This is a genomic window from Phaeobacter sp. CECT 5382, assembly GCF_001457775.1.
In the GTDB taxonomy this organism is placed as follows: domain Bacteria; phylum Pseudomonadota; class Alphaproteobacteria; order Rhodobacterales; family Rhodobacteraceae; genus Pseudophaeobacter.
This window is the reverse complement of the sequence record NZ_CYSG01000016.1, coordinates 1-19,688: the sequence shown is the minus strand read 5'-3', so window position 1 is coordinate 19,688 and position 19,688 is coordinate 1. Positions and strand designations below refer to the sequence as shown.

Annotated in this window: 20 protein-coding genes; 12 read left to right on the top strand and 8 right to left on the bottom strand. The window is 59.0% G+C overall.

All coding sequences use genetic code 11. The features are described 5' to 3' along the window. The first annotated feature begins 71 nt into the window (after positions 1-71). On the top strand, positions 72-317 hold the full coding sequence (locus PH5382_RS15200; protein ID WP_058335243.1) for a DUF1127 domain-containing protein: 246 nt from the start codon (positions 72-74) through the stop codon (positions 315-317). Then, positions 307-573, top strand: a complete 267-nt coding sequence (locus PH5382_RS15195; protein WP_156414936.1) for a DUF1127 domain-containing protein — start codon at positions 307-309, stop codon at positions 571-573. Before PH5382_RS15200 ends, PH5382_RS15195 begins: the two co-directional genes overlap by 11 nt. A 393-nt stretch (positions 574-966) precedes the next feature. Here PH5382_RS15195 and PH5382_RS15190 read toward each other — a convergent pair whose 3' ends face one another. Continuing rightward, positions 967-1,557: a GcrA family cell cycle regulator gene (locus PH5382_RS15190; RefSeq protein ID WP_058335241.1), complete on the bottom strand. Its 591-nt coding sequence runs from the start codon at positions 1,555-1,557 to the stop codon at positions 967-969. A 160-nt stretch (positions 1,558-1,717) separates the two neighbouring features. Between PH5382_RS15190 and PH5382_RS15185 the strand changes: the two genes are divergently transcribed. Beyond that, positions 1,718-2,536 carry an ABC transporter permease gene (locus PH5382_RS15185; RefSeq protein WP_058335240.1) on the top strand — a complete coding sequence of 273 codons (819 nt, stop codon included), beginning with the start codon at positions 1,718-1,720 and terminating at the stop codon, positions 2,534-2,536. Here PH5382_RS15185 and PH5382_RS15180 read toward each other — a convergent pair. After that, on the bottom strand, positions 2,533-3,432 hold the full coding sequence (locus tag PH5382_RS15180; RefSeq protein ID WP_058335239.1) for a DMT family transporter: 900 nt from the start codon (positions 3,430-3,432) through the stop codon (positions 2,533-2,535). The genes PH5382_RS15185 and PH5382_RS15180 overlap by 4 nt on opposite strands. 389 nt (positions 3,433-3,821) lie before the next feature. On the opposite strand from PH5382_RS15180, the gene PH5382_RS15175 reads away from it, so the two are divergent. The 4 genes from PH5382_RS15175 to PH5382_RS15160 all read left to right on the top strand — a co-directional run bounded on the left by PH5382_RS15175 (position 3,822) and on the right by PH5382_RS15160 (position 7,792). Further along, complete coding sequence (locus tag PH5382_RS15175; RefSeq protein ID WP_058335296.1) at positions 3,822-4,997, top strand: aspartate aminotransferase family protein; 1,176 nt, start codon at positions 3,822-3,824, stop codon at positions 4,995-4,997. A gap of 91 nt (positions 4,998-5,088) precedes the next feature. After that, positions 5,089-6,015, top strand: a complete 927-nt coding sequence (gene argF / locus PH5382_RS15170) for an ornithine carbamoyltransferase (RefSeq protein WP_058335238.1) — start codon at positions 5,089-5,091, stop codon at positions 6,013-6,015. A gap of 80 nt (positions 6,016-6,095) precedes the next feature. Further along, complete coding sequence (locus PH5382_RS15165) at positions 6,096-6,677, top strand: isochorismatase family protein (protein WP_058335295.1); 582 nt, start codon at positions 6,096-6,098, stop codon at positions 6,675-6,677. Continuing rightward, positions 6,674-7,792, top strand: a complete 1,119-nt coding sequence (locus tag PH5382_RS15160; protein ID WP_082645704.1) for a 2-dehydropantoate 2-reductase — start codon at positions 6,674-6,676, stop codon at positions 7,790-7,792. The genes PH5382_RS15165 and PH5382_RS15160 overlap by 4 nt, the downstream gene beginning before the upstream one ends. Before the next feature lie 20 nt (positions 7,793-7,812). Here PH5382_RS15160 and PH5382_RS15155 read toward each other — a convergent pair whose 3' ends face one another. After that, on the bottom strand, positions 7,813-9,297 hold the full coding sequence (locus tag PH5382_RS15155) for an inorganic phosphate transporter (protein WP_058335237.1): 1,485 nt from the start codon (positions 9,295-9,297) through the stop codon (positions 7,813-7,815). Between the two features lie 108 nt (positions 9,298-9,405). Continuing rightward, positions 9,406-9,864, bottom strand: a complete 459-nt coding sequence (locus PH5382_RS15150; protein ID WP_058335236.1) for an NUDIX hydrolase — start codon at positions 9,862-9,864, stop codon at positions 9,406-9,408. Between the two features lie 272 nt (positions 9,865-10,136). Between PH5382_RS15150 and PH5382_RS15145 the strand changes: the two genes are divergently transcribed. Then, on the top strand, positions 10,137-10,886 hold the full coding sequence (locus PH5382_RS15145; protein WP_058335235.1) for an SDR family NAD(P)-dependent oxidoreductase: 750 nt from the start codon (positions 10,137-10,139) through the stop codon (positions 10,884-10,886). Between the two features lie 103 nt (positions 10,887-10,989). Here the strand turns inward: PH5382_RS15145 and hrpB are convergent, their stop codons facing one another. Beyond that, positions 10,990-13,470 (bottom strand): ATP-dependent helicase HrpB, encoded by a 2,481-nt coding sequence (gene hrpB, locus PH5382_RS15140; protein WP_058335234.1) that lies wholly within the window; start codon positions 13,468-13,470, stop codon positions 10,990-10,992. Positions 13,471-13,683: 213 nt separating this feature from the next. On the opposite strand from hrpB, the gene meaB reads away from it, so the two are divergent. The 4 genes from meaB to PH5382_RS15120 all read left to right on the top strand — a co-directional run bounded on the left by meaB (position 13,684) and on the right by PH5382_RS15120 (position 16,330). Next, entirely contained in the window at positions 13,684-14,664 is a 981-nt protein-coding gene (gene meaB / locus PH5382_RS15135; RefSeq protein WP_058335233.1) for a methylmalonyl Co-A mutase-associated GTPase MeaB, read from the top strand. Positions 14,665-14,971: 307 nt separating this feature from the next. Further along, positions 14,972-15,262: a 50S ribosomal protein L28 gene (rpmB, locus tag PH5382_RS15130; RefSeq protein ID WP_058335293.1), complete on the top strand. Its 291-nt coding sequence runs from the start codon at positions 14,972-14,974 to the stop codon at positions 15,260-15,262. 118 nt (positions 15,263-15,380) lie between these two features. Next, entirely contained in the window at positions 15,381-15,731 is a 351-nt protein-coding gene (locus PH5382_RS15125) for a hypothetical protein (protein ID WP_058335232.1), read from the top strand. Between the two features lie 119 nt (positions 15,732-15,850). Further along, positions 15,851-16,330, top strand: a complete 480-nt coding sequence (locus PH5382_RS15120; RefSeq protein WP_058335231.1) for a copper chaperone PCu(A)C — start codon at positions 15,851-15,853, stop codon at positions 16,328-16,330. A 471-nt stretch (positions 16,331-16,801) separates the two neighbouring features. Here the strand turns inward: PH5382_RS15120 and PH5382_RS15115 are convergent, their stop codons facing one another. From PH5382_RS15115 to PH5382_RS15105, 3 genes are all read right to left on the bottom strand, one after another. Then, entirely contained in the window at positions 16,802-17,773 is a 972-nt protein-coding gene (locus PH5382_RS15115; RefSeq protein ID WP_058335292.1) for a LysR family transcriptional regulator, read from the bottom strand. 290 nt (positions 17,774-18,063) lie between these two features. Further along, positions 18,064-18,405 carry a hypothetical protein gene (locus PH5382_RS15110; RefSeq protein WP_058335230.1) on the bottom strand — a complete coding sequence of 114 codons (342 nt, stop codon included), beginning with the start codon at positions 18,403-18,405 and terminating at the stop codon, positions 18,064-18,066. Between the two features lie 253 nt (positions 18,406-18,658). Continuing rightward, on the bottom strand, positions 18,659-19,688 hold a 1,030-nt coding region (locus PH5382_RS15105; protein WP_231751899.1), incomplete at its 5' end, for a hypothetical protein.

Genomic DNA, 19,688 nt, shown 5'->3' with positions numbered 1-19,688 from the left:
GCCGCGTTAGCGCTACTTCTGCAGTGCAGCATAAATACTGCAATGCAGCAAAAGCAAAAGGAGACGCAGCGATGTTCATGCCTATTTCACGCGAAAACCTTCGTCCACAGACCGTTCTGAGCGATTTTTACGCGCAGTTTGCGGGATTGCGGCTCGCTGCACAAAATTTCATCGCGCGCCAAACCCGCTACCGGCAGACAATGTCTGAACTGCAGGCGCTGTCAGCACGTGAACTTGCAGATCTTGGAATTCACCGTTCGCATATTCGTCGCCTGGCATTGGAAGCAATGAAGAAGGAGCCACAAAATGAAGCTTAACAGTAGCCTTGTAGGCGGCCCAATGCTCTGGCCGCATCTTTTGACCATCCTTGGTGGCACGGTGAAAATGCTGGCTCGGGGTTTTGTCAGTATCCGCCTGGCCGGGGCGCGGGCTTTGACACGCATGCAGGTTGGCAGAATGCAATCTGTCCTGCAGGAGCTGTCTGACGCGCAACTCAAACAAATCGGAATAGATCGCAGCGGTATCCGCGAGCACGCTGAATACCTTGTGAACTACGAATACGACGGGCTTTGAGCGCCCTGTTTAGCGCGCCCTGTCAGGTGCAGCATGTCCTGCGCCAAACTTTTAGCTGAATCAATCGCCCGCATGTAGGAACGTGGACGATTGCCAGGTGTCAGAGCTCGCTCCTCCCAGAGTAAATCTGACGCCACCCTTAACGGTCTTTCCTCCCGAAACCCGTTAAATTAGGGGCCAGCACATTCCTCCTCCTCCCGAAAGTGCTGGCCCATTTTCCCTCCATCAATAAGTATTTCAGTTTGATAGGCGCAGTGGCTGCAAGGCTAAAACTCAGGCTGGGTATTTTTCTGTGTTTGCCGGGTTCGCTAAGTTCGCCGGGGCAGGTCACAAGCAAAAAGCCCCGCATCAAATGATGCAGGGCCTTTGAAATTGACTGGAGTGTTTGCCGATTCAGCGTTTGCGATCGCGGCGTGCGCTCATCGGCTGGAAGGCGACGCCGACATGGGCCTCACAATAGGGTTTGCCCTGTTGCACAGGCAGACCACAGAACCAAAAGTCTTCGGTGGCGGGATCGCCCACGGGCCATTTGCAGGTCCGTTCTGTCAACTCCATCAGCGAAAGCTTCTTCGCCTTCTTTTCGATCTCGTTGACCTTGGCCAGTGCCTCGGGGCTGATCTCGTTGGCCGAAGGTTGTGGCGGCAGCGGCTGACCGGCCGGAATGATCTGTTTGCGCGCAGGCACAAGTGGTTTGGCCTCGGCTGCTGGGCTCGCGGCGGGCGGCGGCGTCACCGGGCGCGCGGGCTCCGTCTTGGGCTGCGGTTTCGGCTTTGGCGCCGGTTTCGCAGCTGCTGCGGGCTTTTCCTTGGGCTCGGCTGCGGCCTTGGCACCCGTGGTGGTGCGGTTGGACAGGCCGAGGCGATGCACCTTGCCAATCACAGCATTGCGGGTAACCCCGCCCAGTTCTTTTGCGATCTGGCTGGCCGACTGACCTTCGCCCCACATCTTCTTGAGCAATTCGACGCGCTCGTCTGTCCAGGACATCTGTTGCCTTTCCAAGCTAATAGCGGCCCCAGAATCCTGCGGCCGCCATCGAGTTCCGTATTAGCTCTCTATCTTAATCACTGGGGCGCGAGTTACAAGAGACCTTGCGCCTCAGAACCCAACGGCTATGCAGTGAAAACACAACAATTGCGGGGAAAACATGCCGGAGCATCAGACAGGTTACCAGATTCCACTGGGCGAACGCCGCTTTGGTCGGGTCAATTGGTTGGGGCTGAAAACTCTGGCCGGGCGTGAAATTACCCGGTTCTGGGTGGTCTGGACGCAAACCTTGCTGGCGCCATTGGTGACGGCGGCGTTGTTTTTGATGATCTTCAACCTGGCGATTGGCCCGAGCCGGGGTGATGTCATGGGCGTGCCTTTCCTGAATTTTCTGGCGCCGGGCATCATGATGATGGCGGTGATCCAGAACGCTTTTGCCAATACATCCTCGTCGATTGTGATTTCCAAGGTGCAGGGCAATATCGTTGATACCTTGATGCCGCCCCTGTCGGGGCTGGAGATTTTGCTGGGGTATCTGGCGGGGGCTGTCGCGCGCGGCACTGTGGTGGCGCTGGGGATCGCGCTGGGACTGGCGCTGTTCTTGCAGATTGTTCCGGCCCATCCGCTGGTGGCGCTTGGGTTTGTGATCCAAGGCGCACTGTTTCTGGGTGGTCTTGGCATTGTTGCCGGGGTATTTGCGGACAAGTTCGACCAGATGGCCGCCATTACCAATTTTATCGTCACCCCTTTGGCGTTCCTGTCCGGTACCTTCTATTCAGTATCGGCGCTGCCACCAGTGCTGCGGACCCTGTCGCAGCTCAACCCGGTCTTCTATCTGATTGATGGGGTGCGCTATGGCATGATTGGCACTTCGGATGGATCACCCGTGACGGGAATGGTGATTTGCAGTGCTGCGAGCCTTGCTATCTGTTTTCTGGCCTGGCTCATGCTGCGCAGTGGCTACCGCTTGAAAGCTTAGGCTGCATCTTGCAGTTCTGGCCGCCTGCGCCCTTCGCGCCAGGCCAGAACCGCTGCTCCCGTGAGGATAACGCAGGCGCCAAGAACCGTCACCCGGTCTGGGATCTGCCCGAAGCCCACAAAATCATAGAGCGTGGCAAAGATCAGCGTCGCATAGCTGAACGGGGCCACAAACGACGCATCGCCGCGCGCCATGCCATTTACGAAACAGGCCTGCGCGCAGGCCATCAGGGTGCCAAGCGCTGCCAGCGCGCCCCATTGTTCCAGCGTCGGCATCTGCCAGACCGGCAGCACCGCAAGGCTGGCAATGGTCATGCCAAGGGCATTGTTGAACCACAGCACCTGCAGGGGACGTTCGCGCCCTGATAGCTTCTTGATGAAAATCAGCTCCAGCCCGATCACCATAGCCGCGGCCAGCGCCAGCAGGGCTGCGGGCTGAAAACTATCCGGTGTTGGGCGCAGCAGGATCATGGCACCTATGAAGGCGATTCCGGCAGCCGCCCAACGCCAGGGGCCGACGCTTTCTTTCAGCAAGGGGATGGCCAGCAGCATGGCAAAGACCGGGTTCAAGAACGTGATGGCCGTGGCATCTGCCAGCGGAATATGGGCCACGGCGGCGAACATCAACGTGATACCGAGCCAGCCACAGCTGGTGCGCCCCAGATGCAGACGCCAAAGGGGGCGCTGCAATTTGAACCGCAAGACTGCAACAGCGCTGGAAATCGCAATGAATGCAAAAAAGAACCGGCCAAAACTGACCTGCATTGGATGCAGGGCAGGCCCCAGGGTCTCTGTTCCCAAAGCCTTGGCAAGCAGGGTTGTCGCGGCCATGAATATGGTTGCGATCAGGATCAGACAGGCTGCGAGGCGTGGGTTTTGCGGTGTTGAAATGCTCATGTGACAGGGGTGCGCTGCTGTCGCATCATTTGCAAGCCTTATCGCGTCATTGGCGGGCTTGGGTCAGCAGGCTTGGGTCAGCGGACGTGGGGGGGAGCACGCGCCGAAGGTGATTTGGTCGTTAGGGGGGCGAAGTTTCAAAATGCCACATAGGGCTTCACAAAAGGGCTTTCATTTCGTCAATTCCTCCGATATGGAGCCTGACTATGATCAAAGCCACGCATATCCCCTTGCTTCGACGCCGACGCCGTTTGGCGTAATCCGGCCCGCTTGATCTGTGTCCTGGCCCCTTCTGCGGCGCGGGAACACAAAAACACTTTCTCTTTATTGACCCTCTGGCCCAGCTCATGCACTGCTTTGGCCTCAACTTGTGAAAAAGGATGATCCCGATGATCCCGTCCGTACTGCCCACCTATAATCGTGCTCCGCTGGAGTTCGTAAAAGGCGAAGGTTCCTGGCTGTTCGAGGCGGACGGGCGCCGATTTCTGGATCTGGGATCTGGCATCGCTGTGAACGCGCTGGGCCATGCCAACCCAAAGCTGGTCGAGGTGCTCACCAATCAGGCGCAGAAGCTCTGGCATGTCTCCAATCTCTACAAGATTCCACAGCAGGAAAAACTGGCGGATCTTCTGGTTGAAAACACATTTGCTGACACGGTTTTCTTTACCAACTCCGGCACCGAAGCCTGCGAGCTGGCGGTCAAGATGGCGCGCAAGTATTTCTATGAAAAAGGCCAGCCTGACCGGGTTGAGATCATCACCTTTGATGGTTCTTTCCATGGACGCTCCTCGGCGGGTATTGCGGCTGCGGGTACCGAAAAAATGGTCAAAGGGTTTGGCCCCTTGTTGCCGGGCTTTGTGCATCTCACCTTTGGCGATCTGGATGGGCTGACCAATGCCATCTCAGACAAGACCGCAGCGGTGCTGATTGAACCGGTGCAGGGCGAAGGCGGTATCCGCCCGGTTCCCGATGCCGAGATGAAGGCGCTGCGCCAGATCTGCGACGACGCTGGGGTGCTTTTGATCCTTGACGAAGTGCAGTGCGGTGTCGGCCGGACCGGTAAATTCTTTGCCTATGAATGGGCCGGGATCACGCCGGATATCATGATGGTCGCCAAAGGCATCGGCGGCGGCTTTCCCCTCGGCGCTGTTTTGGCCACCGAAGAGGCTGCATCGGGCATGACGGCTGGCACCCATGGGTCCACCTATGGCGGCAACCCGCTGGGCTGTGCGATCGGCTGCGCTGTGGTCGAAGAGGTGCTTGCCCCTGGGTTTCTGGAAGACGTGAACCGCAAGGCAGGGCTTTTGCGCCAAAAGCTCGAAGGGCTGGTGGCGGCTCATCCCGATGTCTTTGAAGCGGTGCGCGGATCGGGCCTGATGCTGGGGCTGAAATGCAAGGCCAGCAATATAGACGTGGTCAATGCAGGCTATGACAACGCCGTGATCACGGTGCCCGCCGCAGACAATGTCGTCCGGCTTCTGCCGCCTCTGACCCTGAGCGATGAGGATATCGCCGAGGCCTTCGCCCGTCTGGATCAGGCCGCGACACAGGTCGAGCAGGCCTGAATCTCATCTTTCTTCAAATATTCCCGGGGGTGCGGGGGCAGGTAGCCCCCGCTTTTGGAAGCACCCCAATCGACAAAAAGAGCAATACGATATGAACCATTTTCTCGACATCCACAAAACCAGTTCAGAAGATCTGCACGGCATCATCGATCAAGCCAAAATGATGAAGCAGGCACGCGCCGATCGCCCCAAGGGCACACCGGATGACGAACAGCCACTTGCCGGTCAGATGGTCGCGCTGATCTTTGAAAAACCCTCGACCCGGACACGGATTTCCTTTGATGTTGGTGTGCGCCAGATGGGCGGGCAGACCATGGTCCTGTCCGGCAAGGACATGCAGCTGGGGCATGGTGAAACCATTGCGGATACCGCCCGGGTGATTTCGCGTTATGTGGATCTGATCATGATCCGCACCTTTGACGAAACCGTGCTGACCGAGATGGCGGAATATGCCTCTGTGCCGGTGATCAATGGTCTGACTGATCGCACGCACCCTTGCCAGATCATGGCCGATATTCAGACCTACGAAGAACACCGTGGCTCGATCAAGGGCAAAAAGGTGGTCTGGGCTGGTGACGGCAACAACGTCTGCGCCTCCTTCCTGCATGCGGCGGCGCAGTTTGGCTTTGATCTCACCTTTACCGGACCTGCCCAGTTGGACCCCGAAGAGGAATTCGTGGGTCTGGCGCGTAAGGCAGGATCCAAAGTGGTGATTGAACGCGATGCATTCAAAGCCGTCGAAGGGGCCGATCTTATCGTGGCCGATACCTGGGTCAGCATGCATGACAGTCAGTTGTCAAAAGAGCGGCGCCACAATATGTTGCGCCCCTATCAGGTCAACGAGGAGCTGATGGCCCACGCCAAATCGGATGCCTTGTTCATGCACTGCCTGCCTGCGCACCGCGAAGAAGAAGTGACTTCTGCCGTGATGGACGGGCCGCAGTCGGTGATTTTTGACGAAGCCGAGAACCGTTTGCACGCGCAAAAGGCTGTTATGCGTTGGTGCCTTGGGGTCTAGTTGACCTGCCGCAGGGACTGGATATTTTGAATGACATCTGCAACCCTCGGGCCAATTCATTTTGGCGCGGGGGTTTTTTGATGGAACTTGGCACGGCACTTTTGATTGTTGATATGCAGATGGAGATGGCAAATGCCACGGCGGCGGGGCGTCCACGCGCCAACCCAGGTGCCAACCCGCAACCCGAAGATAGCATTGCAGAGCTTGCGGCAGGGTTTCGCCGCGCTGGACTACCGGTCGTGCATGTGATGCATGATGATCCGCGCCGGGAAAGCAAATTCCGCCGCGATCTGGCCTCTGGCCAACCCATGCCCTGTGCGCAGCCTCTTGCGGGTGAAAAAGTGTTCTGGAAGACCGGATCATCGGGCTTTGTCGGCACTGATCTGGCCGAGTATCTGCGCGGTCAGGGGATTAGCGATCTGGTGATCGTCGGCGGTGTGGCGGCCTTTTGCGTCAACTCCACCGCGCGATCCGCCGCCAATCTGGGGTTTCGGATCTCGGTTGTTGAGGACGCGTTGATCGCCTTTGCGCTGCCAGACCGCCACGGCGGTGATCTGGATGCGGATGTGGTGCTGGACGTCACGCTGTCCGCATTGGCTGCGGGGTTCGGAGCAGTTGTGCCGTCCCGCGAGGTTCTGGAACAGCTCCCCGTTGCGGCATGAACAGACCTGCCCCCCTCACATCCAGAAAGTCACTGTTTAATTCGGTGCAGCAAACCCCGCGACAAACGCCAAAGAAGCCGCCGCGGATCGTGGTGGCCGGAGCAGGAGCCATCGGCTGCTTCTGCGGCGGGCTTTGGGCCGCGGCGGGGTTTCCGGTGACCCTGCTGGGTCGGGCCCGGGTACTGGCACCAATCGTTCAAAATGGCCTCAGACTGACGGATTTCAGCGGCATGGATAAGGTTTTGCCGCGTGGTTCTCTCAGCTGTAGCGAAGATCCTTCTGTGCTGGCAGGCGCTGATCTGGTGGTAGTGGCGGTGAAATCATCCGCGACGGCGGAAATGGCCAATCTGATTGCCCATCACGCCTCGCCTGCGGCGATGATACTCAGCTTTCAGAACGGTCTTGGCAATGCTGCACTGTTACAGGACATGCTGCCGGGGCGCGATGTGCGCGCCGCCATGGTGCCTTTTAACGTGGTGTCCAGGCAGGAGCCGGAACTGGACAGCGAAGGTGTGGTTAAGGGAGGCCCTGTGATCGCGGGCTTTCACCGGGCATCGTCCGGTGGCATCGTGATGGCGTCCGGGCCCGGCTATTGGGGGCGACGCCTAACCCTGCCGCATATGGTGATCAGCGAAAGTGAGGATATCGCCGGGGTGCAATGGGGCAAGCTTTTGATCAATCTCAACAATGCCCTGAACGCGCTGTCGGGATTGACGCTGGTCGAGCAGTTGCAGGATCGCAGATGGCGTCGACTGATGGCGGATCAGATGGCCGAGGCGCTGCAGGTCATGCGAGCGGCAGGGCTGCGACCGGTGTCGACCACGCCCCTACCTGCCTGGACGACACCCTATATTTTACGCCTGCCGAACTGGGCCTTTACGCGCGTGGCGGCCCAGATGCTGACGATCGACCCTCTGGCGCGCAGTTCGATGGCGCAGGATCTGATGCTGCGGCGGGCGACCGAAGTGGATGCCCTGCAGGGAGAAATCCAGAGACTGGGCCATGCCACTGGCACAGCGACACCAATCACGGACTTGGTTATTCGGGCCATCCGGGTGACAGAAAAGAAACAGGCCGGGCTGCCAATGATGGAGCCCAGCCTGCTGGTGCGTTAGCTGTGTGGCTTGGACGGTCCTTACTGGGTAATGGTTGCCAGCAACAGATAGATACAGCCGGACAGCAGTGCAGCAGCTGGCACGGTGATCACCCAGGCCGCAGCAATGGTCATAAAATGGCTGCGACGAACCAGCTTGCGGCGACGGCGCTCTTCGGGCGCAATACGCTGCTCGGGAGGACGGCCATTGGCCGATGTCTTCATCCGGCGCTCGTGATGCCATTCACGGAAGAACCCAACGCCAAAGACCGCACCGACAGCAATATGCGTGGATGAGACCGGCAGGCCCAGCCAGCTGGCCACGATCACGGTGATGGCCGCCGACAGCGACACACAATAGGCGCGCATCGGGTTCAGCTTGGTGATCTGGCTGCCCACCATGCGGATCAGTTTTGGCCCGAACAGGAACAGACCAAAGGAAATCCCAAAGGCGCCAATGACCATGACCCAGGTCGGAATCGCAACTTTGGAGGCAAAATCACCAAATTCGGAGGCGTGTACAATCGCGGCCAGCGGGCCAACGGCATTGGCCACATCGTTTGCCCCGTGGGCAAACGACAGCAGCGCTGCCGAAATCACCAGCGGAATGCGGAACAAAATTTTCAGAGATTTGTTGCGGTTTTCCATGCCTTCGGACTGGCGCTTGATCAGCGGCGCGGTGATGACATAGGCAAGTGCGCCAATCATGGCTCCGATCAGAAGGGCGGTCTGCAGGTCGATCTTGATGATCCGTTTTAGGCCTTTCAGGGCCAGATAAGAGGCAAAAGCACCGGCCATGATACCCACAAGGACAGGTACCCAGCGGCGCGCTGCGGCGATCTTGTCGTCCTGGTAGATGATCTTGGCTTTGATCAGGGCAAGAAACAGCGCGGCAATGACGCCGCCAAGCACCGGAGAGATCACCCAGCTGGCAGCGATCTTGCTCATGGTGGGCCAGTTCACGGCAGCAAAGCCGGCAGCCGCAATGCCTGCGCCCATGACGCCACCAACCACCGAATGGGTGGTCGAGACCGGTGCGCCGACCCAGGTTGCCAGATTGACCCAAAGCGCCGAGGAGATCAACGCGGCCATCATGGCCCAGATGAAGACTTCCGAGGTGGCAACAACCTGCGGATCAATGATGCCTTTGGAAATGGTAGAGACCACGTCCCCGCCTGCGAGCAAGGCGCCGGCACTTTCAAAGAAGGCCGCAATGACGATGGCGCCGCCCATGGTCAGCGCATTGGCGCCCACGGCAGGTCCCATGTTGTTGGCGACATCATTGGCGCCGATGTTGATGGCCATATAGGCGCCAAAGACGGCAGCGGCCACGACAATCAGATTGGTTTGACTGCTGTCAAACATCATTGCAGCACCAAGACCAACCAGCACGATGAACACCAGCGCGATGCCTGGTGCGACCATGGGTCGTGCAACATATTGGGTGGCGGTCTCAAGATGCGAGAACCGGTGCAGGTCGCGGTCCAGCGTTTCCAGATGGTCAGCGTCGTTGGGCGGTGTGCTCACGAAAAATGTCCCTTCGGCAGGAAGATAGAGATCAGGCAGGTTGGGGACGCACTAAGGGAGCCGGCCTGTTGAGGCAAGCTAAACTGTCACAAAAATGTCGTATTGGTGTTACAATTGGCGCAAAAGGGTCTGTAGCTCGGGTTCCCGCACTAAGTTTGCGGCGTCCTGTGGGCTGAACCATTTACGCTGCCGTTGGTGGGCTTCGGGGTAGTCGTCCGACAATTCCACGTCCCGGATCGTATAGACAAAGGTTTCGACCGGCACTGGCAGGCCAGTCTTCAGTTCTTTGTCATAGCTGAAGGTGCCAATCGGATCTCCTTCGACACAGCCTTTTTGCACGCCGGCTTCTTCCCAGGCTTCCTGCAGAGCGGACTCGGCGCCATCCTTGCCGTTGATCGGCCAGCCCTTGGGCAGGATCCATCGCCCAGTGCCGCGACTGGTGACCATGAGGACTTCTTTTCCCTGACTGGCCGTCCGGTAGCAGAGGGCTGCAACCTGGATGCGTTTGGGGCGAGAGAGCATGGGTTTGATCATTTCTTCCCATGCCTGGGTGAGAATTGGGCTCATCTTGTGCTGCTCATTGTTTGTCTTGGCGAGGCCGTGCCTTGCGAAACTGTTAACAAAATAGGGGTTTGGCGGAAAAGTACAACCAGTTTAGACCTTTTTATGTGTTGAACTGATGACGGGCGCGCCGAGCGGGAGTTGGTAACTTTAACATCCTGTGTGATTTCAGGCGTGACTTCAGGGAGGGGCATTTCAGCGGAACCTGATTGACTTTCCTATCCTCGACTGACCCAGATGAAGCCGGAAACAAAGTTGAAAAACCTGATAGGCAAAACATGAAGACAGCATTGATTACAGGCGCCGCGCGGGGCATCGGCCTCGCAACCGCACGTGGGCTAATTGCAGAGGGTTGGCAGGTGGCAGTTTTGGACCGCGACAGCGCAGAGCTTGCCAAGGTGGCTGAACTTCTGCCCGACGCGATGGTCATTGATGCGGATGTCTCGGTGCCAGCTGATGTGGAAAGGGCCGTGTCGCAGATAGAGGCGGGCTTTGGCCGTCTGGATGGGCTGGTGAACAATGCAGGTGTGGCGGATTTCGGACCGATCCGTGAAACCACATTCGAGCGCTGGCGCCGGGTGATGGAAACCAACCTGGATGGCCCCTTTCTGATGACCCAGGCCTTTACTGATCTGCTGGCGGCAGATGGCGGTGGGGCGGTGGTGAATATCACCTCGATCTCTGGTCTGCGCGCCAGCACGCTGCGGGTGGCCTATGGGACCTCCAAGGCGGCATTGGCGCAGTTGACACTGCAGCAGGCGGTGGAACTGGGAGAGTTGGGCATTCGGGTCAATGCGGTGGCGCCTGGTCCGGTGGCCACCAAGCTGGCGATGGCGGTGCACAGCCCGGAGATTATTGCAGCCTATCACGATGCCTTACCGCTCAATCGCTACGGTAAGGAAGAAGAGGTCGCAGCGGCGATCACGTTTCTTTTGTCGGACAAAGCGAGCTTTGTCACTGGGCAGATCCTGGCGGCAGATGGCGGCTTTGAAGCCACTGGTATCGGGCTGCCCGCTCTGCGAGATTAACGTAGAGCGGGGGGCTCCCGCCTGTCGGGCGATGCATCTGCAGATGCCCCGCCGACAGTTGGGGGTGGCCGCGCGCCAGCTTTGCTGGCGCGCGGCGGTGGCGCTATTTGCGCCGTTTTGCCCGCAGCGTTGGGTCTTCCTGTGTGGGATCCTCGGGCCAGGGGTGGCGCGGGTATTGTGCGCGCATGTCTTTGCGCACATCGGCGTAAGATCCGGCCCAGAACCCCGGCAGATCCCGGGTGATCTGGATCGGGCGCTGGGCAGGTGACAAAAGCGTCACCTTCAGGGGCACACCACCGACGCTCGGATGGCGGGTGACGCCAAACAGCTCTTGTAGACGTACAGAGATCTCGGGGGCTTCGGTGCTGTAGGTGATGGGGATTTTGCGTCCCAGCGGGGTGGTGAAACTGCCCGGTGCTTCGCGGTCCAACAGCTGTGTCTGGTCCCAGGTCAGGGCCGCACGCAGGGCAGGCAGCAGGTCGAATTGTTTCCAGGCGGCTGCAGTCTTGACCCCGCCCAGCATTGGCAACAGCCAGTCTTCGAGACGGGCCATTAGCCCTGCAGTCGTGAAATCCGGTAGATCATGGCCATCGTCGCGCAACAGCTCGACCCGGGCAGCAAGCCGCGCCGCCGCCCCGTCCAGCCTGAGCCCGAGATCACGGATACCTTCCAGCATGGCATGGGCGACAGCGTCGGGCGGCACATCCTTCCACAGGCGATCATCAAGGGTGATGGCGCCAAGGCGCTCCTGTTGGCGGGCGTCTACGCGGCGATCCCGTTTGGACCATTGGCACTGATCCTGCCAAGTGATCTGATCTTTGAACAGGGCATGGATTTCGCCCAGTGTGATCTGCACAGCCATGCGCACGCGCGCCTCGCGCGGGTTTCCGTCGGTGTCCAGTGCGACGATGAAAGGGGCAGTGGCCAGCGGGTCGCTTGGGTCCAGCAGCACGCCTTTGCCGCCAGAGAGCACATAACGTGGCTGGTCGCCTTTGCGCCGCTGGCCGATCCGGTCAGGGTAGGCGAGGGCAGCCATGGCCGCAGCAGAGAGCTCGATGTGGGCACTGCGGGCCTGCTTTCCAACCGCTTGCTTTTGCAATCTGCGGCTTTCGCTGCGAATGCGGTCCACCACCGGAAAAGAAAGCTGGTAGGGACGTTTGCGCTGAAAGGCTTTCGGATCCTTCAGGGCTTCCAGGCGCAGGGCCAGATCGCTGGGCGCGCCACGCAGTGGGTCGCGTTCCGCCAATAGGGCGGCCAGATCGGCAGCTTTCGGCCCGGCGCTAAGCAGCATATGGCCCAGGCGGGGATGCAGCGGTAGCGTTGCCAATGCCTTGCCATGGGCGGTCATCTGCCCCTTGGCATCCAATGCCCCGAGCATCTGCAAGAGCTTTCGTGCCTCGGCCATGGTGCCGTCGGGGGGCGGCGTCAGAAAGGCCAAATCCTGAGAATCTGCCCCCCAGAGCGCCAGTTCAAGCGCTAGCCCGGTCAAATCGGCCGAGGCGATTTCAGGCGGGGGAAAGGCGGCCAGTGCGCCTTCTTCTCCTTTGGTCCAGAGCCGGTAGGCTGTCCCTGGTGCGACACGACCCGCGCGCCCCTGACGCTGGGTGGCTTCGGCGCGGGTGACCTTTTCGGTCACCAGACGCGACATGCCCGATCCAGGATCAAAGCGGGCGCGCCGGGCTTGGCCCATATCGACCACGACGCGAATGTCCTGAATGGTGAGCGAGGTTTCGGCGATGGATGTCGCGAGAACCACCTTGCGCCCTGTTGCGGCCGGGCGAATTGCGGCCTGCTGATCTTTGAACGGCAGCGCGCCAAACAGGGGCTGGATCTGGCAATCACCCGGCAGGCGTGAGGCAAGGTTTTGTGCGGCCCGGCGGATCTCGCCTTCGCCGGGCAGAAAAACCAACAGTCCGCCGCCCATCTGGGCGCCTTTGGCGGTGTCACGGCTTTCCTTTTCGGCCTGTACCACCAGATCGCAAAGCGCATCCAGGCGGCGCGCTAGTGGCCCAAGCGGACGGTCCAGCCAGCGGGTTTCTACCGGAAAGGCACGCCCCTCGGAGGTGATCAGCGGGGCCTCGATCAATGTCGCCACAGGCGCGGTATCCAATGTAGCGGACATGGCCAGCAGGATCAGATCCTCGCGCAGAGCACCAGCCACTTCGAGGCAGAAGGCAAGGCCAAGATCAGCGTTGAGAGAGCGTTCGTGAAATTCATCAAAGATCACCGCACCGATGCCGGGCAGGTCTGGATCTCTTTGGAGCATGCGCGTCAGGATGCCTTCGGTGACAACCTCGATGCGTGTGGATTTGCTGGTCTTGGCTTCACCACGGATACGATACCCGACAGTCTGTCCAACCGGTTCGCCCAGGGTTTCTGCCATGCGTTCTGCGGCGGCACGAGCCGCGAGGCGGCGCGGCTCCAGCATGACAATGCGCTGATCGGTGAGGCCTGCCTGCAGCATGGCCAGTGGCACCTTTGTGGTTTTTCCTGCACCCGGCGGCGCCTGCAGGACGGCACGGTTCTCGCGCGTCAGGGCGGCCAGCAACTCGGGTAGGGCGTCATCAATCGGCAGGCGTGTCATGCGGGGATGTGTCATGCCTCGCTTATCACCAAAGCCTACGGTCCTTGTCCAGAGTGCATGGCCAAGAGCGCAAAAAGCTAAAGTGCAGGGCTGCCGGTTGACGGGGCTTTGGACTTGCGCCTCCTGAGACAAGGTTCACACTGGACAACCGGAGCCGGGCTGCGTCAAGTATGCGGAAATTTTTGCGACCTGTTCAAAATCTGGAGACCCGGCATGAATATCGCCGAGCTGAGCGAGAAGATCCTAAATGGCGACCGTCGGGCCCTGGCCCGTGCCATCACCCTGGTGGAGAGCGGTCGCGAGGACCATCGCGCCCAGGCGGGCGAATTGCTGGCCTTGCTGGCGCAATCGGGGCGTCAGGCGCTGCGCATTGGCCTTTCGGGCACACCCGGGGTGGGGAAATCCACCTTTATCGAGAGCTTTGGCATGATGCTGGTGGCACAGGGGCTGCGGGTCGCGGTGCTGGCGGTGGATCCCAGTTCGGCGCGTTCTGGTGGTTCCATCCTGGGGGATAAAACCCGCATGGAGCGCTTGAGCCGCGAAAAAAACGCCTTTATCCGACCCTCGCCGAGCCAGACCAACCTCGGCGGTGTCGCGCGTCGCAGTCGCGAAGCCGTGGCTGTCTGCGAGGCTGCCGGGTTTGATGTAGTGCTGATCGAGACGGTCGGGGTGGGGCAGTCAGAAACCGTTGTTGCGCAGATGTCGGATCTGTTCTTGCTGCTGCTGGCGCCCGCGGGCGGAGATGAGCTGCAGGGCGTGAAGCGCGGCATCATGGAAATGGCGGATATCATTCTGGTCAACAAAGCTGACGGAGATCTGAAATCGGCAGCGATGCGCACCTGTGCCGACTATTCCGGAGCCCTGCGCCTGCTGCGCAAACGGCCGCAGGATCCCGAAGGCTATCCCAAAGCGCAGACCGTTTCCGCGCTCGAGGACAGCGGCTTGCAGAGCGCCTGGGACGCAATGCAAGAGCTGGTCGACTGGCGACGCGAACAGGGGCACTGGGACCAAACCCGCGCCGATCAGGGACGCTATTGGTTCGGCGAAGACGTGCGGCAGGCCCTGTTGTCCCGGCTGGAAACCCCCTGGGCGCGGACGCGGATGGCAGAGCTGTCAGATCAGGTGGCTGAGGGAGACCTGTCCCCGGCAACTGCGGCGCAGGATTTGCTCAAAGGCCTGGGCGTAGCTGGCTGAGTCCGGGGTGCGACTGCCTGTCGGGAGACCGCAGGCGTGAGAAGGTGGTAGAGTTTGCCGACTAAGAGGGCTGGTAAAAGGCTCTGTGAAGGCCTAAAGAGCTGTTGAAAATCACAGGTTGGAACGGGCTGAGCCATTTCAACGGGGTGCTGCCACAAAACCCCGTCATATGGCTTGACCCTCGGGGCGATTCCTCCTAAACGCATCCAACCAGTTTTCGGGCGTCGCTTTTGGCTGCGCCCTTTGAGATATGGCAGACGATTCGGGGCAATCCTCCGGCGCTGCCCCAGATACGAAGGATGAACCTATGTCGCGCCGTTGCGAACTGACCGGAAAAGGCCCGATGACTGGCAACAATGTCAGCCACGCCAAAAACAGAACTCGTCGTCGGTTTCTGCCGAACCTGAACGATGTAACCCTGCAGTCCGAGGCTCTGGGTCGCGGCATCAAGCTGAAAATTTCGGCTGCTGCTCTGCGCAGTGTTGATCACCGCGGTGGTCTGGACGCTTTCCTGGCGAAAGCCAAGGACGATGAGCTGTCCACAAGCGCGCTGAAAGTGAAAAAAGAGATCGCCAAGGCGCAGGCCGTTCAAGCCTAATCTCTTTTCACGATAGAATTTGAAACGCCGTGCATCTGAAGATGCGCGGCGTTTTGCCGTTTCAGGCGATTGTATTTCCAACTTGCAGCGGCGGTCTGGCGGGGGCATATGGGTATCCATGGCACGTTTCCTGCGGATATATCTGGCCTTAAGTCTGGCCTTGGTTGTGGCCCTGACGGGACATGCCTCGGCGAGCGCGCAGGGCAGCCAGGATGCTGCAGGGCAGATGGTGATTTGTTCCGGCAGTGCTGCCGTCGTCATCTATGTGGACAGCGAAGGGCAGCCGACCCAGGCGCCGCATTTTTGTCCTGACTGTGTGATGCACCTTCTGGATGCGCTGCCATTGCCGGATGCTGCGAGCTTTTTGGCCTATGCAGGTCAAGCGTTTGAGCAGACACAGATCCTGCCATGGCAGGACAACCGGGTCTTGCTGCATGCACTGGCACGGGCACCGCCAGCTTTGATCTAAGACAGGGATGGCCCTAGGCCAACCCTGTATCAAATCAAGATCAGGTCAGATCGGGTCTGTTGCCCCAAGCTGACCAAACCGATTTATTCTTTTCAAACCCCTGAAAGAGGAGACAGATGATGTCCCTGAAATCCGTCCTGTTTGCGGCTGTAGCCGCAGTGAGTTTTGCTGGTTCCGCCTATGCCGAAGGCGCCAAGATCATGGTGCATGATCAATTCGCCCGTGTGTCGGCCAAGATGTCCAGCAGCGGTGCTGCCTTTATGGAGATCATGAACATGTCCAGCGAAGATGATCAGCTGGTAGAGGCGCGCTCTGATATTGCCAAGCGGGTCGAGCTGCATACGCATATGGAAACCGGTGACGGTGTCATGAAGATGGTGCATGTCGAAGAAGGTTTTGCGATCCCCGCCGAAGGCAGCCACATGCTGCAGCGCGGCGGCGATCATGTGATGTTCATGGGTCTGACCCAGGAGCTGAAGCATGGCGATGTGGTGCCTGTGACCCTTGTCTTCAAAAATGCTGGCGAGGTGACAATCGAGATCCCAGTCGATCTGGAGCGCAAGCCTGGTCATGGCGGCCATATGAAGCACTCGAACTAAACAGTGTGACAGTCGGCTGTTGCGCGGCGTCAATCCGCGCCGCAGTCGTCCTGTGCGTCCACCAAGGTCGCCCCCGTTGGGGCGGCCTTTTTGCTTTTGCGATCTAATCAATGGGCTTGAACGGTGTGGTGGGCGCAGTGTGGAGAAGGGTTTTGGAGGGATACCTAACTGATCTGGGGAGCCCAATGGGCGTATGTCGAAACATCTCATGTTTGAGAACGGTACCGCCTTCTCCTTCAAGATAAATGGCAGATGGAAGGGGGCGTAAAAGGCAGGGATAAGTGCAATTGGGAAAATGGTCTGCTTTGCCGTACGGAAATATGGAGCGGCAGGGAGCGTGTTGGCGCCCTGAACGGACTATTTCTGCTAGGAGCTCTAGATAAAGGAGCCTTCATCCTCTGAGGAATATGAAGCTTCTTCTGAATTTTCCTGGGAGGTTCAATCTGGTTGAGCGCTCAAGATGGTGCGAGGTTAGCTGGGGCTTTCGATCAGTTTGAAACCTTCAGCAAGCCAGGGCAGGCGGGAGATGGCCGGATCCACCATTTGACGTTTGATCAAGCCCTGAATGGTCTGGGCGACGCTGCGCGGCAACTGATCGGCCCAATCATTGCTGGCAAACAGGGAAATGGTGCGCGCTGAAGTTCCAAAGGGCAGCGGAAAGGCCTCAATATCATCGTGGAAACGTGCGGCGCGCATGTAGCCAAGCGGCGTGGTCACAGCCCAACCGATACGGCCTGCAACCATGGCCATCAGGGCCAGATGTGAGCCGATTTCGAAGCGGTTTTCAAACTCGCTCTGGTGCTGCTGGAGTTGTGCTTCGATCTGCTGCGAGATGAGCTGATCTCCGGCGTAGCGCAGGAAAGGCAGGCTCTCTAGCTGGCTTGCAGCCGTCTTTGCGCTGGCGATCATGCCTTTGGGAGCCACCAGGATGAAAGGGTCGCGTACCAGTGGGAACTCGATCAGTCCCTCATGCGGCTCTCCCGTGGTCGCTGTGACCGCAATATGGATCTCACGGGCCTCGATGGCGCGCAGAATGTCGTGGCTGGAAGCGGTGATCATCTTGAAGCGACATTCGGTCAGGCTCTCGGCGAGGGCCGTCACCAGGCGCGGCGTCAGATCATTGTCGAAATCATCAATCAGCCCGATGGAGAGGGCGGGCAGGTGGCTCAGATCCATCATCGAAAGCTCGCTCTGCGCCAGACGCAGCTCGGACAAAACCGCCTCGGTTCGGGCCAGAAAATTACGCCCGGCAGAGGTCGGCACCATGGGGCGGCGGCCATGATCGACCAGATCAGCCCCCAGGGCTTTTTCAAGATTTCGCAACTGTTGGCTGACGGCTGGCTGACTCAGACCGGTGACTTCTGCTGTCTGCGCGACTGAACCGGTTTTGGCCAAGGTTTCAAAAACCTCCAAGCCTCTGAGGGTAACGCCCTTCATCAACATACACATACTCCGGAGAAAAAAATTCTGGGATCAGTTTTCCCGGGCGAGGGCTGTCGGGTCAAGGGTGCCTTTGTGGCTGCCGTTCCCCCTAAAGTGACATCCGAGGGACAGGTATTGGCTGGGCAGTGGTCGTGGATCACGAAGGCTGTGGCACCGGCCAGCCGATTTGACGTTTTGAATACTGCTGCGCATTCCCCGAAAAGTGACGGACTGGCCCAAAGGCGATTGCACTACTCCAGAGCGGGATGCGCAGTCAAAGCCGCGGGTCAGCTTGTTGCAAACCTGATCTGCTAGCCGCAGGTTTTGGCGGCGGAGTCGCCAAACAGCTTGTAGCGTTCCCAGAGCTGCTCATCACGGTGATTGCTGGACTGACGTACCACCTGTGCCTGATGTGGGTCGCCAAACCATTTGGAGACGGTCTTGCGATCAGAGGAGGTCAGCTGGATGTTTGCCACTTTTTGAATGCAGCGACACAGCGAGGGGCTGGCGGCAGAGCGATCCGATTGCCGACAGGCACGTTCGATAACCCCGGCATTGGCTGGTTGCGGCGACAGGAGTTCCACGGTGAGAACCTGAACGGCCAAAACGGCACAAAGCCCTGCGCGGCGCAGGGAGAAAAGCGGCAGTGTCATCAGGTGTCCCTCGTGTATCGATGCTCGGAGTTTAGGCCCGGTTTTGAGGGAATATGCCGAAACTGGGAATGGGATTCAATCATGGTTAAAGCGTAGTCAGAAATGCGCAGAAATTTGCCGGGTGCTTACGTGAGGAAGAAAGCGTCGAAGGGCGCCGCTATCCCTGGACCGGCGGCACCGCCGGTCAGCGCCCGACCCTCCCCACGGGAGGGCGCTTCACGCCCACCCAGGGTCAGGCGCTGACCTTGTTGGATTAAAGCACCCCTAAAAAGCGGAGGCCAATTTGTACGACTGCATAGAGTAGATCGAGAGCTGTATACCCAAGGTGTGCCAAGCGTGCGGTCTTGACCTCTTTACTGTCAAAGATCTTGCCACCTCTCTCAGTCACCACTGCCATTTTCGACACCCGGCTAAACACTCGGGTTGTCACGTCTGCGCCGGGCAGGGGCGGTGCGCCATCTGGCAAAGGCAAGAGCGCGTCGTTGATCAGCTCAGGAATGTCATGCGTAAAATCGTCAGCCAACTCCGGTTCGCTGAGCACTTCGAGGATGGGCTGGGCCTGTCGCAGCAGTTCTTTGTCGTCCGGTCCTAGCGCCTTGAACGCTTGCTGTGCCAGTTGCTCACGGTTGGCGGCCACCTCTGGATGATTGGCGCGAATGCCATGCACGCCTTCCACAACTGCATTGAGCAGGGCGAGGTTGTCCTCATTGTCCGGCAGTTCGTGCGTCTCATGTAATTGACTACGCAGGCTACCTGCAACGCGGGTGAGGGTGAGTTCGGCGTTTTGTGGATCGGTCTTGTACTTGGTCAGAACCCGGTTGAGTTTTTTGACATTGCCAGCCTGTTCGGACAAGCCATTGTGGCCCCCAAGGCAATCCTCAAGTGCATCACTAATTTGCGACAGCGAAGCGGAGATCGTGACTGGGTTTTCTACCGCGATCGGAACCGCGCGGAACTTTCCGGTCTCTGGGTTTAGTTCAATGGTTTCTGCCATCGGCAGCTTTTCCGAGAGCATCGTTGCTTTTATACGCTCGATTTCTTTGGCGACGGCTTCGGGGCCTGTCTCCCAGATGGCATTTTCAATCTGGGCTACCCGGCGTTGTAACTCCCAGTTGAGTGGTTTTCCGTCGAGAAAACCTTTGTACCAAGTGCGCCAGAAGGTCCATTCGAAAGTGGCTGAACTCCAATGACCGAATATATTATCGATCACGGACTGGACGTCTGGATGGGCTTTGTTGCACAAATCGGGTGAGGGATTCATTTCGTGAATCCAGCATGGTAGC

Coding starts and splice junctions, on each gene's coding strand:
- PH5382_RS15195 (WP_156414936.1), top strand. CDS start 307: ATGAAGCTTAACAGTAGCCTTGTAGGCGGCCCAATGCTCTGGCCGCAT.
- PH5382_RS15115 (WP_058335292.1), bottom strand. CDS start 17,773: ATGTTGATGAAGGGCGTTACCCTCAGAGGCTTGGAGGTTTTTGAAACC.
- PH5382_RS15200 (WP_058335243.1), top strand. CDS start 72: ATGTTCATGCCTATTTCACGCGAAAACCTTCGTCCACAGACCGTTCTG.
- meaB (WP_058335233.1), top strand. CDS start 13,684: ATGAATATCGCCGAGCTGAGCGAGAAGATCCTAAATGGCGACCGTCGG.
- PH5382_RS15120 (WP_058335231.1), top strand. CDS start 15,851: ATGTCCCTGAAATCCGTCCTGTTTGCGGCTGTAGCCGCAGTGAGTTTT.
- PH5382_RS15190 (WP_058335241.1), bottom strand. CDS start 1,557: ATGTCCTGGACAGACGAGCGCGTCGAATTGCTCAAGAAGATGTGGGGC.
- PH5382_RS15160 (WP_082645704.1), top strand. CDS start 6,674: ATGAACAGACCTGCCCCCCTCACATCCAGAAAGTCACTGTTTAATTCG.
- rpmB (WP_058335293.1), top strand. CDS start 14,972: ATGTCGCGCCGTTGCGAACTGACCGGAAAAGGCCCGATGACTGGCAAC.
- PH5382_RS15180 (WP_058335239.1), bottom strand. CDS start 3,432: ATGAGCATTTCAACACCGCAAAACCCACGCCTCGCAGCCTGTCTGATC.
- PH5382_RS15175 (WP_058335296.1), top strand. CDS start 3,822: ATGATCCCGTCCGTACTGCCCACCTATAATCGTGCTCCGCTGGAGTTC.
- argF (WP_058335238.1), top strand. CDS start 5,089: ATGAACCATTTTCTCGACATCCACAAAACCAGTTCAGAAGATCTGCAC.
- PH5382_RS15185 (WP_058335240.1), top strand. CDS start 1,718: ATGCCGGAGCATCAGACAGGTTACCAGATTCCACTGGGCGAACGCCGC.
- PH5382_RS15165 (WP_058335295.1), top strand. CDS start 6,096: ATGGAACTTGGCACGGCACTTTTGATTGTTGATATGCAGATGGAGATG.
- PH5382_RS15110 (WP_058335230.1), bottom strand. CDS start 18,405: ATGACACTGCCGCTTTTCTCCCTGCGCCGCGCAGGGCTTTGTGCCGTT.
- PH5382_RS15145 (WP_058335235.1), top strand. CDS start 10,137: ATGAAGACAGCATTGATTACAGGCGCCGCGCGGGGCATCGGCCTCGCA.
- hrpB (WP_058335234.1), bottom strand. CDS start 13,470: ATGACACGCCTGCCGATTGATGACGCCCTACCCGAGTTGCTGGCCGCC.
- PH5382_RS15150 (WP_058335236.1), bottom strand. CDS start 9,864: ATGAGCCCAATTCTCACCCAGGCATGGGAAGAAATGATCAAACCCATG.
- PH5382_RS15125 (WP_058335232.1), top strand. CDS start 15,381: ATGGCACGTTTCCTGCGGATATATCTGGCCTTAAGTCTGGCCTTGGTT.